This is a genomic window from Fodinibius saliphilus (assembly GCF_005869845.1).
Classification (GTDB): Bacteria; Bacteroidota; Rhodothermia; order Balneolales; family Balneolaceae; genus Fodinibius; species Fodinibius saliphilus.
The window spans coordinates 454,838-469,016 of record NZ_VAWF01000001.1 but is presented as its reverse complement, the minus strand read 5'-3'; the positions used below and the strand labels follow the sequence as shown (position 1 = coordinate 469,016).

Below are 14,179 nucleotides of genomic sequence, written 5' to 3'. Positions count from 1 at the left end.
TATCTATCACTTTAACATATGACTAAACCGGAATACTCAACGAGCTTTACTTCCTTTACCTTTTGGGGCTTTATACTGATGGCCATAGCCTCTGTTGTACCCCACATGTCAATGGCTCAACCGGTACTGGGTGCGCGAAATACGGCCCTTGGAGGGGGAGGTACAGCATATATCGCTGGATTCGAATCAACACTATGGAATCCAGCAAATTTAATGGTACGCAACCGATCGGGACAGTGGCATATTGGGCTCGGACATTTCGGCATTTTACATGAACCGGTTTTATCTTCAAGCGATGCTAATAGCCAATATTCTAATTTTACGAATATATATTTCCCCTACCAAGCCAAAAACGTTTCCATTTCTACCAAAGAACGTGATACCATATTGGATAATAACTACCCATCTGACCGTCTAAAATCTGAACATCAAACACGGTCAGATGTTATTTTGGGAGGCGCTTTATGGCAAAATGAAAATGAAGCTTTTTCTATCGTTGCCCGTGCTCGTTTTGCTTCAAGAATAGAGGTAGGACGTGGCTGGTATTCTAATGATTTTGCAAAATTAAAAAATAATGATGTTCGAGACTTTACACTGCACCAACAAAGAAACCATCTCTATGAACTCTCTTTCGGTTATTCGCGAGAATTCACATTTCTAAATGGCCTTTCTCCGCAAATAAATAAGTTATACATCGGCATTGCCCCTAAACTTGTGCTTGCCGGTCCGGGGATGAATATGAAATACGACGCTCGTTATATTCGCTCCAAAGATGGTAACCGTACCACATTCGCAAGTTCTTTTTCCTACCAGTCAACTGGCAGCTACTCTCGTGCACTACAGGCATATCGAAATGGAACTTCGGTCAGTGAAAGTATCAAAAATAACTTTGACCGCCAGCTGGAACTAAATAATACAGGCTACGGTCTGGGATTCGATTGGGGGGTAACCTATATTATTCCATTGGGTAATGACTTTTCCACGATAAATAAAGGCGGCAAAAAGTCTATCACTTCAAAGTCCATTCGTGTTGGTCTGTCACTTAATGATGTGGGTATTATTCAACATCGAACCGCCCCCATTCAATTGGAAATCCCCAAAGATACTGTATCAACCGGGCTACAGCCTGCTGTTGAAACGATGTTTATTGGATCCAATGGACAGTATCTTTCATACTTTGACCAAGCAACAGATCTTGAAAATCCTTTACTTCAGAGTAAGAACGTAGATGAGGATGAATTCAACACCCTGCTTCCTACTTCTTTAAACGCCGGCATTATGATTGAGTACTCAAGAATCAAGTTGATGGGAGATTTAACCCTTGGTTTAAAAGATAATGCATTTACAAATACTAAACTGGCAGTCCATCTTGGAATAGAAGGCTATCTTCTTAAACAATTACCAATACGAGCAGGCACCCGAATTGCTTCTGGGCTACCCACTCAAGTTGGGTTGGGAACGGGTATTGAAACTAAGAATTGGACCTTCAACATCAGTACTCAAATATTAATTCGTTCTCGAACATTAACCTCTGAACTTATAGGCGGGGCCTTTGCAGGTTTGCAGTTTCATTTTTGATGCTTGTTTTCCTGCCAACCTGTCAACTCATCAACTAATTAACCGAACATTTTGTTATTTTGCCAGTAACCATGACTAATTGGTAGAAGGTTGCCGCTTGGCTCTTTATTTGCATCGTCTATATTCAAGAATACAAAAACTTTGATAAAACTATTGCTTTTTCATGGAGAATATCTTCAATAATATTGCTGACTTTGAGGATCTGGAAGACCAGTTCGATGATTTCGAACAGGCGATACCTCTAATGTCTGAAGAGGAGGAAAAGGAGCTGACGGAATCTGAAATCCCCGATGAGTTACCTATCCTTCCCCTTAAAAATACTGTACTTTTCCCCGGTGTTGTTGTACCAATTACCGTGGGACGAGATCGTTCCCTTAACTTGGTTAAAGAAGCGTACGAATCTGATAAAACTATTGGGGTTGTAAGCCAACGAGATGAAGAAGATGAAGACCCTGACGGAGAAGATCTTTACGAGGTTGGTACGGTAGCACAAATTCTTAAACTGATAAAAATGCCTGATGGCAGTAAAAGTATTGTCATCCAGGGAAAAACAACCTTTAAGGTTGAGGAGTTTTTACAAAAGGATCCCTATTTTAAGGCTACTGTTAAACCATACCGCCAGCAGATGGACCTTGAAGGGGTTGAACTTGATGCCTCGATCCGATCGGTAAAAGAGACCGCAAGCAAAATTGTAAACCTCTCCCCTAATATTCCATCAGAGGCATCGGTTGCTATAAATAATATCAGCAGCCCTACCTTTTTGCTTAACTTTATCTCCTCAAACCTCAATGTCTCTACTGCTGATAAACAGGAAGTATTAGAGACACTTCAGTTCTCTGATCGCATAGAACTGGTGATGGAGTATTTAAACAAAGAGCTACAGGTATTGAATCTCAGCGAAGAGATTCGTACCAAGGTGAAGTCTGATATTGACGAACAACAGCGTGACTTTTACCTACGTCAACAAATGAAAGCCATACAGGAAGCCCTTGGCGAAGATGGACAACACCAAGAAGTTGAAAACCTGCGCCAGCGTGCTAAAGAAAAAGATCTTCCTGAAGAAGCTCAGGAAACGGTAGAAAAAGAGCTCACACGACTTGATCGTACGCCTAACTCCTCTCCCAACTATGGAGTTATCCATAATTATATTGAGTGGATCCTTGATCTTCCATGGGAGAAATATTCCGATGACAACCTAGACCTGGAAAACGCTCAAAATGTTCTTGATGAAGATCACTATGGGCTCGATAAGGTTAAGAAACGTATTATAGAGTATCTAGCTGTACTAAAGCTGAAAAATGATATGAAGGCGCCAATCCTCTGTTTTTACGGCCCTCCCGGGGTTGGTAAAACCTCACTTGGTAAATCTATTGCCCGTGCTCTAAATCGTAAATTTGAACGCTTCAGCCTGGGCGGAATTCATGACGAAGCAGAAATTCGAGGACACCGCCGTACCTATATCGGGGCTTTGCCCGGACGTATTATCCGTGCGATGAAAAAAGCAGAGACTAGCAATCCTGTTATGATGCTTGATGAAATTGATAAAGTAGGATCTGATTATCGCGGAGACCCCACATCTGCTCTGCTTGAGGTGCTAGACCCTGAACAAAACGATAGCTTCGCTGACAATTACCTTGAACTGGACTATGACCTTTCCAAAGTTCTGTTTATTGCTACGGCAAACTCTTTAGATACCATTCCGGCTCCGTTACGCGATCGAATGGAAATAATTAATATAAGCGGATACACGCTTCAAGAAAAAACAGAGATTGCCAAAGAACACTTACTGCCTAAGCAGATCAAGGAAAATGGTCTTGAAGAAGACCAAATTGAAATTGATGATGAGGCAATAAAACAGATCATTGAAGAACATACACGAGAATCGGGCGTTCGATCTCTGGAACGCAAGATAGGATCAGTTTGCCGAGGGGTCGCTGCAAAAATTGCTAAAGGAGAAGAAGGTCCTCATAAAGTAAGTGAGGATGACCTTCAAGACTACCTAGGCAAGCAAAAATACTTTAACGAAGTAGCAGAACGCACTAAAGTACCCGGCGTGGCTACTGGCTTAGCTTGGACCCCTTATGGTGGTGATATCTTATTTATTGAGGCAAGCGTCTCAAAAGGATCAGGTAAACTTCATATTACTGGTCAGCTTGGTGATGTAATGAAGGAATCAGCCATGCTGGCAATGTCCTATTTGAAAGCAAACTCCGAGGAGCTAAATATTCCTGATGAGGCATTCAAATATTGGGATCTCCATATTCACGTACCCAAAGGAGCAGTACCCAAAGATGGACCCTCTGCCGGAGTTTCTATCTTCTCGGCTGTAGCCTCGATATTTACCCAGCGTAAAGTCAAGGGGACCTTAGCTATGACCGGAGAAATCACCCTGCGTGGATTGGTACTACCAGTTGGCGGGATTAAAGAGAAAGTACTTGCTGCTAAACGAGCTGGTATTGAAAAAGTGCTACTTCCTCAAAAAAATGAAAAAGATGTGGCCGAAATCGAAGAAGATGTCCTTGGTGATCTGAAGGTGCAATACCTGGAGCGCATGGATCCTCTTCTAGATATCGTGCTTGAAAAAGAAGTTGTTCAAGAGCCAGCAGATCGGTTTAAAGTAAGCGATAGTTATAAGGCTCAAAAAGGTAAAGGTTCCAAATCCAATGATGCTACCCAAGAAACCATTGTAATGGATTAGAAACTATATAAGACAAAATGTTTTCGAAGTCACCTCGATTTATCGGGGTGACTTCTTTATTTTAGGCCCTTTAAACTTTGAATAAATAAAAAGATAACGTTTGAAATATCGAGGACGCGTTGTAGAATCAACAGGTCGCTGGTACGAAGTATCATATAAAAAGAGTGAAGAAACTACCAGCATCAACTGTCGGCTGCCCGGACGGTTTCGGCTCGAAGACCATGCCCTGACTAATCCTATTGCAGTAGGTGATTATGTGCATTTTACAATTAATGATGACGGTACCGGCAGTATCGAAGAAATTGAGGATCGGGAAAATTACTTAATTCGAGAGTCTACCCATCACCAACAGGGTAACCAAATTTTGGCTGCCAATATTGATGCTGCCTATGTTGTAGTAGCAGTCAAACAACCAAAACTAAAACCTCAATTTCTGGATCGATTTCTTATAACCTGCGAAGCCTACCAAATACCTGCTAGAGTAGTGATTAATAAGATGGATTTGGCCGATGACCAAGACCTACACTCCATTGAATACCTTACCGAACTCTATGAATCGTTAGGCTATGGAATATTAACAACAAGCATCAAAGATGACTCCTCTCTTGACCGCCTCAAAGACAGCCTGAAAAATATCACATCAGTATTTGTAGGACCTTCGGGAGTGGGCAAAACTAGTCTTCTTAACCATATCAATCCGAATATTGAGCGTAAAGTCGGAGACATATCTTCCTATAATGAAAAAGGAACCCATACCACGACCTTTGCGAAATTACTACCACTTGTCGACGGGGGCTATCTTGTTGATACACCCGGTATTCGCGAATTTGGACTGGTCAATATTGATCCTTGGGAACTCTCCTTGTTTTTCCCTGAGATGCTGGAACCGCGTCGAAAATGCAAATTCAATAACTGTACTCACAGCCATGAACCCGGTTGTGGCGTAATTAAAGCCTTTGAAAAAGGCAATATTGACCCCGGTCGCTACGATTCATACCTTAACATTCTTGATTCTCTAAAAGAAGATTAAGAACTAGAGAGTTAGCTGTAAATTACGTAGTATTCCACATACACAAATTAGGGTCGCAATTAAACACAATATCTATGAAATTAAGATACAGAACATTATTACTGGGGCTATTCATCGGGATTTTGGGCTTTTCCACATTACCCGCTAATGCCCAAATTGGAGATGTCGGGCAGATTTTACAATCGGGAAAAGCTGACGCTAATACATTAGCAAGAGCATACCTTCAACCATTTGGATCTGGATTTGGTGCTGCTTTAAACACCGGTTGGACAAATACAGCCAAACCTCATAAAAAATTCGGTTTTGATCTAACGATAAGTTCCGGTCTTGCTATAGTACCTGGTGCAGACAAGACCTTTGATGTGCAAAGCCTGAATCTGCAACAATTAGAAATAGAGAGTGGTGGCAATATTGCTCAAACCATAAATGGAAAAGATATTGCAGGGCCTACCCTGGCTGCATATGCAGATCCTGATGGACCAGGAGGAATAAGTGAGCAAAAGATCTTTGACTTTCAGATGCCTAAAGGGACTGACTTTGGATATGTTCCCTCCCCAATGATAAAAGCAGGTGTCGGTCTTATTAAAGACACTGAACTAATGTTCCGTTATATGCCAAAAACAACGATTGGTGATTTCGGATCCTTTAACCTATTTGGGGTAGGTGCTAAACATGGCATTAACCAATGGTTACCAGGAGGTAACCTACTACCAGTTAACCTCTCACTTATGTTTGGATATACGAACATGGAAGTCGGTTCAGGTTTTGATGTAACCGCTCAAGACGTTATTGAAGACCCCCAAAATACTGAAAATCCATATTCAGCTTCACAATGGGACGGTCAGAAAATTACAATGAACACTGACGCTTGGTCAATAAATGCACTGGTTGGTAAAACATTACCCATGATATCAATTTATGGGGGAATCGGATATGAAGCATCCACATTTAATATAAAAACGCCGGGCTCCTATCCTACTGTAGTTCCGAATCCCGATTATTCCAATGATCCAAATAATAACGAACCATTCATTGTTGATGCCGTTGATGAACCACTTGATATTTCTATTGATGGTGATAACGGGTTCCGAGCCCTTGCTGGATTTCGATTTCGTTTCGCCGTCTTCCACATTTCTGGGTCTTACACCCTTTCCAATTATTCCAGTTACAACGTAGGCTTCGGTATTAGCTTTAGATAAAAAATTAAGCAGTACTACTTTTTAAAAGGGAGTTCATTAAATGAACTCCCTTTTTTTATATTCTCACTGATCTTTCCGAACCCATTTATTAATACGAGAATATTCTTGAACTATGCTGGACGAGATACAACTATTATATTTATTAGATCTTTTCGGCGTCTCCGTTTTTGCCATATCCGGGGCGTTAGCCGCAGGGCGCAAAAGCCTTGATCTGCTGGGTGTTGTAATTATTGCGGTGGTAACTGCTATTGGTGGTGGTACTACCCGTGACCTTCTCTTGGATCGCCACCCTATCTTTTGGATTGCAGACCCTACTTACCTATCCGTAATTATTATATCGGCCCTGGCAACAATATGGTATACACGTCATAAAGCTCCCCCGGAGAAAGCATTGCTTTTAGCTGATGCCCTGGGACTTGCCGTTTTCACAATTACCGGGGCGCAAATTACGCAAGAAGTAATATCCAATGGAGTTATTATTGTTATTATGGCAGCTATTACCGGTACTGTCGGTGGGCTGATTCGCGATGTATTATCTAATGATATTCCACTCATTATGCGCCGTGATATTTATGCTACAGCAGCCCTGGCTGGTGCTACTGTATATCTTCTGTTACAGTTTACAGGTTTATCCTCGGTTACCAATATTATTCTTGGTATGACCGTCGTCATTGGCCTACGCCTGGCAGCTATTCAATGGTCGCTGCACCTGCCTCGTTTTAGACTTGAAGAATAGCAATTGAAGGCTTTTTTATAAGTCTTTTCGCATTATCCCGAAGTGATACTACGATACTACTAGTACCTTATTAACTGAAACAGAACCCACTCAAAACTTATGATTGACAGGTTTCCAAAACCACTGGAAATGCAACCGATCCCTTTCCATAATTGGTGTTAGGAAGGAAAAGGAAAATAGCGATGACATCCCTAAGTTATAAGTAACAAACCGTTGAAAAGTATATAAATAGTAAGTTCGAGAAAGTTATATCCCCGCCTTAAAAGTATTCATTACTTGTGCATCAACTACTTGCAAGCAAAATTCGGAAATCTCCCCTCTGCTTACCAGTAAATAAGTAGTTTTAACTAATTTTTCGCATATTAAAAAAAGATTAGTATTGAATAAACAAAATTAGATATTATGAATACTCTTAAAACGATATCAATATTTGTAGTACTGCTAGGAACAAGTATTTCTGTTCAGGCTCAGAATCTAAGAGTTCCACAAATAACCATTGCGCAAGATGTTCAGGATCGTCAACCGATAAAGAAAGATACTGCCTTTTCTGCAAATATCGGGTCTGTTTACTGCTACACACTTATTGAAGGTGCAATCGATTCAACAAAAATATTTCATGTGTGGCATTACAAGGAAGAAGAAAAAGCTCGCATTCCCCTTACCGTTGCAGCGAAAAAATGGCGCACCTGGAGCTCAAAGTCGATCTTACCAAGCTGGACCGGCCCCTGGCGCGTCATGATTGAAGACAGTGAAGGTAATATATTGGCCACCAAATCCTTTACTATAAAGAACTAATGGGCTTTTAACCAATTATCAGCAAGACCCATATCCACTTTCAGTGGTACAGAGAGCGTATAGGCAGATTCCATTAACTCTTTAAGTTTCTCAGGTACCTCATCTGCTTCCTCCTTAGGAACTTCAAAAATCAATTCATCATGCACCTGTAAGAGCATCCGTGTTTTGAGCTGCTCTTCTTCAAGATACTCTTGAATATTTATCATCGCGATCTTAATAATATCTGCTGCTGTACCTTGTATCGGCATATTGATCGCTGTTCGTTCTGCGAAAGATCGCACATTCCAATTACCTGAATTTATCTGGGGAATATAACGACGGCGCCCCAACAGAGTTTTCACGTATCCATTTTCTTTGGCAAAGTTTTTAGTCTCATCTATATAGTCCTGTATACCCGGGAAACGCTCAAAGTACTGATCAATTATCTCTTTACCCTCGGTGTTGCTGATATTAAGACGATTCGCCAGTCCATATGCACTTACTCCATACGGAATTCCAAAGTTCACTTCTTTAGCCTTACGACGATGATTGGAAGTAACATCTTTGATATCATCCAGCTCAAAAATCTCTTTGGCAGTACGAGAATGGATATCTTCATCATTATTAAAGGCCTCCATCATATTTTCATCTTCGGCTATTGAAGCGATAACCCGGAGCTCAACCTGTGAATAGTCAGCAGAAAGAAGCTGACAACCCTCATCAGCAATAAATGCCTTACGGATTTCACGTCCACGTGGGGTACGAATAGGAATATTCTGTAAATTCGGATTGGAAGAAGAAAGACGTCCTGTTGCTGCTATACTCTGGTTAAAGCTTGTATGGATTCGTCCAGTCTCTTCATTAATCAGCTTGGGTAAAGCATCTACATAAGTAGACTTCAACTTTTTCAATGCCCGATATTCCAAAATAAGGTCTGGTATTTCATAGTCATCTGCTAACTTTTTCAATACCGATTCAGCCGTAGAATATTGGCCTGTCTTGGTTTTTTTTCCAGCAGGCAGTCCCATTTTGTCAAAAAGCACTTCTCCCAGCTGCTTTGGAGAATTTATATTAAATTCGGTACCGGCCTTCTCGTAAATAGTCTCTTCCAGCCTTATCAATTCCTCTCGCAGTTCCTGAGAGAACTCCTCAAGCATCTTCTTATCCAGACGCACACCATTCATCTCCATCCTTGCTAGAACCTCCATAAGAGGGAATTCAAGCGTCTCTGCGATCTCATCCAAATCATCATCCGACAGAGCATCACTCAATCGTTCATACAACCGGAGTGTGATATCTGCATCTTCACAGGCATATACCTTTATATCGGCCGCAGCAATTTCATCCATCGTCTTTTGCTTCCGCCCTTCGCCGATCAATTCGGTGATAGAAATACACTCATAGTTCAGGTACTCTTTGGCAAGTGTATCCATTTTAAGTTTTTGATCTGCATCAATAAGGTAGGCTGCTATCATAGTATCAAAAGCAGGACCTCCTATCTTGAGCCCAGCCCTATTTAGCATCATATAATCAAACTTATAGTTATGTGCTATTTTCAAAGTATTTTCATCCTTAAAAAGGGGGGCTAAAGTCTCTAGCACCTCCTTTTCAGGCATCCCCTCTTCCACATTTACCGGTATATAATATGCTACACCAGGCGTTGTTGATAGAGAGATCCCAACCAGCTCATTTTCCATGGGATCAATGCCATCGGTTTCCGTATCAAAACAAAGACGGTTCTTGCCAGATAATTTTTCAACCAATGCTACCAGAGCTTTTGAGGTATCCACTAACTCATATGTGACAATATCTTCATCGTACTTTTGTAGCGGTGATTCCTCTTCTGTATCATCTTCTGCGATAAAAAGATCTGCCTGATTTTCATCTGCCGGTGCCGACTTTTTATCAGCTGATCGATTAATCTTTTCATCAAGATACTTTTTAGTAAGTGTCCGAAACTCCATTCTCTTAAAGAACGTCCCCAATTCTTCTTCATTCGGGCCTTCCCACTCAAGTTCTTCCCAATCTACAGTATTAGGCACATCCGTTTTAATCGTTACCAGCTCCTTAGCATGTAATGCTTCCTCTTCATATTCTTGTAATCCTTCGCGATGGCGTTTGGAACTCATATTAGGCGCATCTTCTATGGCTGCCTCCAAGGTCCCATATTTGTTAATCAATTTGGGAGCCCCTTTTTTACCAATTCCCTTAACCCCGGGAATATTATCGGAGGTATCCCCCAAAATTGCCAATACATCGATCACTTTTTCAGGGTAAACACCGAAATACTCTTTTACTCCTTCACGGTCAATCTTATTAAATCCACCATTTTTATTATCCGGTTTATACATCGTGATATGATCATGTACCAACTGCATAAAATCTTTATCCGGTGTTACCAAAAACACATCCACATCCTCGGCATTGGCCCCTTCGGCAATCGTACCAATAATATCATCTGCCTCATAGCCATCTTGCTCTATATTCTTGATTCCATATCCTTCAATCATCTCTTTGATAAGAGGAATTCCGATTGTAAGCTCTTCAGGTTGTGGAGGGCGATTTGCTTTATACTCTTCATCCATTTCATGGCGAAAAGTTGGTTTGTCAGTATCCCATGCAACCGCGATATGGCTAGGCTTATGCTCTTGAAGTAACTTTTCCAGTGTATTGGCAAAACCTAATATTGGCCCTGTGGGAATCCCTTCGGAATTCTTTAAATTACTGCGGATAAAAGCATAGTGTGAACGATAGGCTAAAGCCATACCATCTATTAAAAACAAGAAACTTCTAGACATTCTGGATTTATTTTTACTTGGTTAATTTATTTTTTTCAACGGGCAAAAGGAAAGGTAAAACTTTTTACTATTGTTTTCGAATAAGTACTTTACATTCAATTATTATTGATCACATTTTTACATGGGCTTAAAAAACGAAGCACAATCTGCTTTCCAAAATACAAAATCGTTTTATAAAGAATATGTTTCCGGTATGACCCGGGAGCGTATCGGTAAAGAGTTTTACAATGATACCGATCGGCTAAAACAACTATACTCTGAAGCAATCAACGAAGATTTAGAGCAACGAGTCGATAGTAAGGTGCCCGGGCATATGAAATTTTTGCGATTATTCTCTGCCCTCACCCAGCGGTTAAACCCAACCAGAAGACTTCTTTTTGGTCTATCATTAATTTCATTTGTAGCACACTATCTTTTCGGATTTCTACAAATAACCGGCTTCGTAATTTTTTATGATCTGTTAGTCCCCTTTGCTTTTGGATCTATGTTAATGCTTTTGCTGGTTGAATTACTTGAAAAGTCTGATGTCAAACGAGAAATTGACTTGGCCCGTGAAATTCAACTCAGCCTATTACCCAATACTGAACATCAAACTGATAATTTAGAAATTGTCTCATTTGCCAATACGGCAAAAGAAGTAGGTGGTGACTATGTGGATATTATTGAGACTGAAGAAGGTACGTATATCGTTATTGCAGATGTTTCCGGTAAAGGGTTGACAGCTGCACTATACATGGTTCGTATGCAGGCACTTGTTCACCTGATTATTGAAAAAAGCAATCCCACTCCTAAAGAGCTATTTATGGAGCTCAATAATTATGTGAAATCAGATATTAAAGACAAAACCTTTGTTACCGCTTGTGCCGGCTTTTTTCCAAAAGGAGAAGATAAACTGATATTTGCACGAGCCGGCCACAATGCTCCCATCTTTTTCAGTGATGAGCGAGATGCAACCTTCGACCTGCGTTCTGATGGCTATGCGCTTGGTATGACATCATCAGCAAACTTACAACACCATATGCAGGAAAAGGTTTTCCATTTTAAGTCGGGAGATAGCATCTTATTCTATACCGATGGCCTGACAGAAGCTCGCAATGAGGTGAGTGAAGAGTACGGAGAAGATCGTCTTGACGCCATACTTAGTGTATATGGATCATTACACGCCAAAACGATCATCCGCAAAATTCAATCCTCACTTGAAAACTTTATCGGCAACGAAAAGCCGGGCGATGATATCACCTTTACCTGTGTACACCATAAAGAGTAATTTCTGGGAACAGAAATTTAGTCTACCAGAGTACGAGCTTCTTGTACAATATTATCTGTTGTTAGACCGAAGTGGTTATAAATATCTTGAAACGGCGCAGAAGCTCCAAAGTGATCTAACCCAATAGCTATCCCTTCGGATCCTATCCACTCACGCCAGCCAAAAGTAGCAGCGGCCTCAATAGATATACGTGCTGTTACTGCCGAAGGCAATACCTTTTGTTTATAAGATTTATCCTGTTCTCGGAACAGTTTCCAGCATGGCATACTCACCACTCGTGCATCGATACCCTCATCAGCAAGTTTATATTTAGCTTTCATGGCATACTGAACTTCTGAACCGCTTCCCATCAAAATTACATCCGGCTGCTCTTTATCAGAATCAGCTAAAATGTATCCGCCTTTTAGCGTATTTGATGCTGCATTCTCTTTGGTACGTTCAAAGGTTGGAACATTTTGTCTGGTAAGTGCAAGAAGTGATGGGCCTTCTGTATAGCTAATTGCTGCCTTCCAACTCCAGGCAACCTCATTTGCATCAGCTGGTCGCAAGACCAAAGCATTAGGCATAGCTCGTAATGATGCCAAATGCTCAATAGGTTGGTGGGTGGGCCCATCTTCACCAAGGCCTACACTGTCATGCGTAAACACAAATATGGATGGTATATTTGAAAGTGCAGCAAGACGTATTGCCGGACGGCAATAGTCTGAAAAGATTAAAAACGTTCCTCCATAAGGAATTACGCCGGTATGTAATGCCATACCATTAAGTGCCGCTCCCATGGCATGCTCACGTACTCCAAAATGGATATTTTGTCCGGCATAGTTCGAAGCACTAAAAATTCCGGAATCATCCATCCAGGTTTTATTACTACCCGTAAGGTCTGCCGAACCGCCAATTAAATGAGGAATATTGGGTGCCATTTCCTGAATTACCTTACCGGAAGAGGCCCTTGTTGCCAAACCATCTTCATCAGCCTCAAAAGTCGGTAAAAAATCTTCAAAATCAGACGGTAGTTCCCGGCTAATAGCGGCCTCAAACTGAGCTGCTTGTTCGCCATACGTTTCTTTATACTGGTTAAACCGTGCTTCCCATTGGTCACGATATTCACTGCCTTTCTCTTTGGCTGTTCTAAAGTGCTCTAACACGTCATCGGGAATGTGGAAAGTTGCCTCAGGATCCCAACCCAAATTTTCTTTCGTTTTCTTAATCTCATCTTCACCAAGGGGAGCACCGTGGGAAGAAGCACTATCTTGTTTATTTGGGCTACCAAATCCGATATGTGTTCTACAGCGAATCAGTGATGGTTTATCTGTTTCTTTCTGTGCTTCTAAAATTGCCTTCTCTACTGCATCGCGGTCATGACCGTCGATTTCAATAATATGCCAGTCACATGACTCAAATCGCTTAGAAACATCTTCTGTAAAAGATAGATCAGTACTTCCATCAATTGAGATCTCATTATCATCATAGAGATAAATAATCTTGCCAAGCTTCAAATGTCCGGCAAGAGAAGCGGCTTCTTGTGAGATTCCTTCCATAAGATCACCATCACTGACAATACCGTAGGTATAATGATCTGTAATGGGTAATCCAGCTTCATTAAATTTAGCAGCCAAATGTCTTTCAGCCATTGCCATACCCACACCAGTAGCAAACCCCTGCCCCAACGGACCTGTTGTTGTTTCTACACCCGGCGTGTGCCCGTACTCGGGATGCCCTGGAGTAAGGCTTTCCCATTGACGAAAATTTTTAAGTTCTTCTAATGATAAATCATAACCAGTAAGATGTAAGAGGCTGTATAGCAACATCGATCCATGCCCTGCTGAGAGTATAAAACGATCTCTGTTGTACCAATCAGGGTTAGAAGGGTCGTGTTTTAAAAACTTAGTCCAAAGTACATAAGCTGCATCAGCCATACCCATGGGCATACCAGGGTGGCCAGATTCAGCTGCTTGTACAGCATCCATCGATAGGGTTCTAATCGTATTTACGCACAGCTCATCAAGCGAAGTAATGGTGTGATTCATGGTTGTGATAGTAGAGAAGGTTTGTAAATTAGCATCAAATAAATTAGAAGCGGAAAATAGCCAATGCTGTGC

General features: G+C 41.2%; 9 protein-coding genes. 7 read left to right on the top strand and 2 right to left on the bottom strand.

The window, feature by feature from the left end; all coding sequences use genetic code 11:
* Positions 1 to 18 precede the first annotated feature (18 nt).
* The 6 genes from FCN14_RS01880 to FCN14_RS01855 all read left to right on the top strand — a co-directional run bounded on the left by FCN14_RS01880 (position 19) and on the right by FCN14_RS01855 (position 8,036).
* Positions 19 to 1,578 carry a DUF5723 family protein gene (locus FCN14_RS01880; protein WP_138429395.1) on the top strand — a complete coding sequence of 520 codons (1,560 nt, stop codon included), beginning with the start codon at positions 19 to 21 and terminating at the stop codon, positions 1,576 to 1,578.
* Between the two features lie 163 nt (positions 1,579 to 1,741).
* Complete coding sequence (gene lon, locus FCN14_RS01875; protein WP_138429394.1) at positions 1,742 to 4,276, top strand: endopeptidase La; 2,535 nt, start codon at positions 1,742 to 1,744, stop codon at positions 4,274 to 4,276.
* A 100-nt stretch (positions 4,277 to 4,376) separates the two neighbouring features.
* Positions 4,377 to 5,306, top strand: coding sequence for a ribosome small subunit-dependent GTPase A (gene rsgA / locus FCN14_RS01870; RefSeq protein WP_138429393.1), 930 nt, complete (start codon positions 4,377 to 4,379; stop codon positions 5,304 to 5,306).
* Positions 5,307 to 5,380: 74 nt separating this feature from the next.
* A complete protein-coding gene (locus tag FCN14_RS01865; RefSeq protein WP_138429392.1) occupies positions 5,381 to 6,505 on the top strand; it encodes a DUF6588 family protein in 1,125 nt (374 codons plus the stop codon).
* Positions 6,506 to 6,617: 112 nt separating this feature from the next.
* Positions 6,618 to 7,241, top strand: coding sequence for a trimeric intracellular cation channel family protein (locus tag FCN14_RS01860; protein WP_138429391.1), 624 nt, complete (start codon positions 6,618 to 6,620; stop codon positions 7,239 to 7,241).
* Positions 7,242 to 7,643: 402 nt separating this feature from the next.
* Positions 7,644 to 8,036, top strand: coding sequence for a DUF2914 domain-containing protein (locus FCN14_RS01855; RefSeq protein ID WP_138429390.1), 393 nt, complete (start codon positions 7,644 to 7,646; stop codon positions 8,034 to 8,036).
* Here FCN14_RS01855 and polA read toward each other — a convergent pair.
* Positions 8,033 to 10,813: a DNA polymerase I gene (gene polA / locus FCN14_RS01850; protein WP_138429389.1), complete on the bottom strand. Its 2,781-nt coding sequence runs from the start codon at positions 10,811 to 10,813 to the stop codon at positions 8,033 to 8,035. The two genes, FCN14_RS01855 and polA, sit on opposite strands and share 4 nt — an antisense overlap.
* Positions 10,814 to 10,934: 121 nt before the next feature.
* On the opposite strand from polA, the gene FCN14_RS01845 reads away from it, so the two are divergent.
* Positions 10,935 to 12,080, top strand: a complete 1,146-nt coding sequence (locus FCN14_RS01845) for a PP2C family protein-serine/threonine phosphatase (RefSeq protein ID WP_138429388.1) — start codon at positions 10,935 to 10,937, stop codon at positions 12,078 to 12,080.
* Positions 12,081 to 12,097: 17 nt separating this feature from the next.
* Here the strand turns inward: FCN14_RS01845 and tkt are convergent, their stop codons facing one another.
* Positions 12,098 to 14,107: a transketolase gene (gene tkt, locus FCN14_RS01840; RefSeq protein ID WP_138429387.1), complete on the bottom strand. Its 2,010-nt coding sequence runs from the start codon at positions 14,105 to 14,107 to the stop codon at positions 12,098 to 12,100.
* Between the last annotated feature and the right edge of the window lie 72 nt (positions 14,108 to 14,179).

Coding starts and splice junctions, on each gene's coding strand:
- tkt (WP_138429387.1), bottom strand. CDS start 14,107: ATGAATCACACCATTACTTCGCTTGATGAGCTGTGCGTAAATACGATT.
- FCN14_RS01845 (WP_138429388.1), top strand. CDS start 10,935: ATGGGCTTAAAAAACGAAGCACAATCTGCTTTCCAAAATACAAAATCG.
- FCN14_RS01855 (WP_138429390.1), top strand. CDS start 7,644: ATGAATACTCTTAAAACGATATCAATATTTGTAGTACTGCTAGGAACA.
- FCN14_RS01860 (WP_138429391.1), top strand. CDS start 6,618: ATGCTGGACGAGATACAACTATTATATTTATTAGATCTTTTCGGCGTC.
- polA (WP_138429389.1), bottom strand. CDS start 10,813: ATGTCTAGAAGTTTCTTGTTTTTAATAGATGGTATGGCTTTAGCCTAT.
- lon (WP_138429394.1), top strand. CDS start 1,742: ATGGAGAATATCTTCAATAATATTGCTGACTTTGAGGATCTGGAAGAC.
- FCN14_RS01880 (WP_138429395.1), top strand. CDS start 19: ATGACTAAACCGGAATACTCAACGAGCTTTACTTCCTTTACCTTTTGG.
- FCN14_RS01865 (WP_138429392.1), top strand. CDS start 5,381: ATGAAATTAAGATACAGAACATTATTACTGGGGCTATTCATCGGGATT.